Annotated in this window: 3 protein-coding genes and 1 pseudogene; all 4 read left to right on the forward strand. The window is 52.8% G+C overall.

Translation table 11 applies throughout. The features are described 5' to 3' along the window. A pseudogene (locus FDX01_RS23725) lies at window positions 1-243 on the forward strand (penicillin-binding protein 1C); the annotation flags it as partial. 137 nt (window positions 244-380) lie between these two features. Continuing rightward, window positions 381-812, forward strand: a complete 432-nt coding sequence (gene ndk, locus FDX01_RS10590) for a nucleoside-diphosphate kinase (RefSeq protein WP_044714626.1) — start codon at window positions 381-383, stop codon at window positions 810-812. Window positions 813-1,104: 292 nt separating this feature from the next. Beyond that, the gene (locus FDX01_RS10595) at window positions 1,105-2,271 is read left to right on the forward strand and encodes a bifunctional tRNA (adenosine(37)-C2)-methyltransferase TrmG/ribosomal RNA large subunit methyltransferase RlmN (protein WP_115257784.1); all 1,167 of its coding nucleotides are present in this window, start codon (window positions 1,105-1,107) and stop codon (window positions 2,269-2,271) included. Window positions 2,272-2,554: 283 nt separating this feature from the next. After that, window positions 2,555-3,114: cytoskeleton protein RodZ (rodZ, locus tag FDX01_RS23730; RefSeq protein ID WP_249360941.1), on the forward strand; the 560-nt coding region annotated here is incomplete at its 3' end.

The raw sequence follows: 3,114 nt of genomic DNA on the forward strand, positions 1-3,114 counted from the left end.
CCGCTGCAGTTGACAGGCGTTCGCGATGGCGCGATTGTGAAACGCTTACCCGGTTCACCAGCGGTCTCCGTGCCGCTACAAACCAGCGGTGGGACAGGCGAACGCTGGTGGTTTCTTAACGGTGAGCGGCTGGAAGAACGTGGGCGGAGTCTGACCCTGCGCTTAACGGTCGCAGGAGAGTACCAGCTGTTGGTTATGGATGACGGCGGGCAGGTTGCCACGGTGAGATTTGCTTTGCAGTAGACCAGCTTGATGTTATTTGTTGCTGAAATTCATCTTATTTTAAAGAAATGTTACCTTCATCAATAGTCAATTGCCGGGATGCTCTTTATAATCCGCGCCAGGTAAACCACAACAAAACAATTTTTTCAGAGGTAATCATGGCTATTGAACGTACTTTTTCCATCATCAAACCAAATGCGGTGGCAAAAAACGTTATTGGAAGCATCTTCGCACGCTTTGAATCAGCAGGGTTCAAAATTGTGGGGACTAAAATGCTGCACCTGACCGTTGAACAGGCGCGTGGCTTCTATGCCGAGCACGACGGCAAACCGTTCTTTGATGGCCTGGTTGAATTCATGACCTCTGGTCCGATCGTTGTTTCCGTTCTGGAAAGCGAAAACGCCGTTCAGCGTCACCGCGATCTGCTGGGTGCAACCAACCCGGCGAATGCGCTGGCAGGTACGCTGCGTGCAGATTACGCTGACAGCTTCACCGAGAACGGCACCCACGGTTCCGACTCCGTCGAATCTGCGGCGCGTGAAATCGCCTATTTCTTTGGCGAAGGCGAGGTTTGCCCGCGTACTCGCTGATCTCCTGCGTCTTTCACGTCGCCGATGCGTTGGCTGCGTTCGTTTACCCCGGTCACATAGTTTTCTATGCTCCCGGGGATGCTCGAACTTGCCGTCTTCCTGCGACGCGAAATCCTTTGGAGATGAATTAGCATTTACATATTATTTTCGCTAATGCTTCGTGCAAACGTGGCATCCCTGCGCCAGACTTTGTACAATGCAACGCCCCGGAAGAGCAGACCGCTTGCCGGGGCGTTTCTTTTTATCAACCCTCCACGGGCCATAACGTGTAACAACGAGGCCGGAAAAAATTATGTCTGAATTAGTTAACACCTCTGAAGTCGTCATTGCTGCGGTTCCAAATAAAAATGGAAAAATTAACCTGCTGGATCTGAACCGTCAGCAGATGCGCGAATTCTTCAAAGAGATGGGCGAAAAGCCGTTTCGTGCCGATCAGGTCATGAAATGGATGTACCACTATTGCAGCGACAACTTTGATGACATGACTGACATCAACAAAGTGCTGCGCAACAAACTGAAAGAAGTCGCTGAAATTCGCGCCCCGGAAGTGGTGGAAGAGCAGCGTTCGTCTGACGGCACCATCAAATGGGCCATTGCCGTTGGCGACCAGCGCGTAGAAACCGTGTATATCCCGGAAGACGATCGCGCCACCCTGTGTGTGTCTTCACAGGTCGGCTGTGCATTAGAGTGTAAATTCTGCTCTACGGCGCAACAGGGCTTTAACCGTAACCTGCGGGTATCGGAAATCATCGGCCAGGTCTGGCGCGCGGCGAAAATCGTCGGTGCGGTGAAGGCAACGGGCGTGCGTCCTATCACCAACGTGGTCATGATGGGCATGGGCGAACCGTTGTTGAACCTGACCAACGTGGTTCCGGCGATGGAAATCATGCTTGATGACTTCGGTTTTGGGCTGTCAAAACGCCGTGTTACGCTGTCTACCTCCGGCGTGGTCCCTGCACTGGATAAGCTGGGCGACATGATTGACGTTGCGTTGGCGATTTCCCTGCATGCGCCGAACGATGAAATCCGTGACGAAATCGTGCCGATCAACAAAAAGTACAATATTGCTACGTTCCTTGAGTCGGTACGTGGCTACATTTCGAAGTCGAACGCCAACCAGGGCCGCGTCACCATCGAATATGTGATGTTAGATCACATTAACGACGGTACCGAGCACGCGCATCAGCTGGCGGAGCTGCTGAAAGATACGCCGTGTAAGATTAACCTGATCCCATGGAACCCGTTCCCGGGCGCGCCGTACGGACGGAGTTCTAACAGCCGTATCGATCGTTTCTCCAAAGTGTTGATGGGCTATGGTTTCACGACCATCGTGCGTAAAACACGCGGCGACGATATTGATGCAGCCTGCGGTCAGCTGGCGGGTGACGTCATTGACCGTACCAAGCGTACTCTGCGCAAGCGCATGCAGGGTGATGCTATCGACATCAAGACCGTTTGATGTTGGTGCACTACGGTATAATTAATGTACCGTAGTGCAATGTAAGTGACATACGGTCATTTGTTATACTCGTCAGGTCAATATTAACGGTGCGTTTTCGTCGACTTTAAGGCAGTATGTAGCGGCCCAACAAGAGTTTAGCCCTCAGGTTTACGCTGTTTTGTCATTGATAGTCTGACCGTTTTATACTGTCTGACCAAGGTTAACTGACCAGATGTTTCGCGGTGTGGGTGAGCATTGTGGCTCACCGGCGCCAGAGCCCATATTTACGCAGCTGTAGCGAATGAATACTGAAGCCACGCACGACAAAAATGAAGCACTCTCCACCGGCGTTCGCCTGCGCAATGCCCGTGAACAACTCGGATTCAGCCAACAGGCCGTCGCGGAACGACTGTGCCTGAAGGTCTCCACGGTACGCGATATTGAAGAAGATAAGGCGCCAGCCGATCTCGCTTCAACGTTTCTGCGCGGGTATATCCGTTCCTATGCGCGTTTGGTGCATATTCCTGAAGAAGAACTGTTGCCAGGGCTGGAAAAACAGGCTCCGATTCGCCCAGCCAAAGTGGCGCCGATGCAGAGTTTCTCGCTCGGTAAGCGCCGCAAAAAGCGTGATGGCTGGTTAATGACCTTTACTTGGCTGGTACTGTTTGTCGTGGTTGGACTTACTGGCGCCTGGTGGTGGCAGAATCATAAAGCGCAGCAGGAAGAGATCACCACGATGGCCGATCAATCCTCCGCTGAGCTAAATGCGGGTAAAGACAGTGCCCAGAGCGTGCCGTTAGATACCAGCGCTGCGGCAAGTCAGGATATGACTCCCCCCGCGCCGGATGATGGCGCGGCGGC

Origin of the sequence: Citrobacter sp. wls613 (assembly GCF_005281195.1) — a bacterium.
In the GTDB taxonomy this organism is placed as follows: domain Bacteria; phylum Pseudomonadota; class Gammaproteobacteria; order Enterobacterales; family Enterobacteriaceae; genus Citrobacter; species Citrobacter gillenii.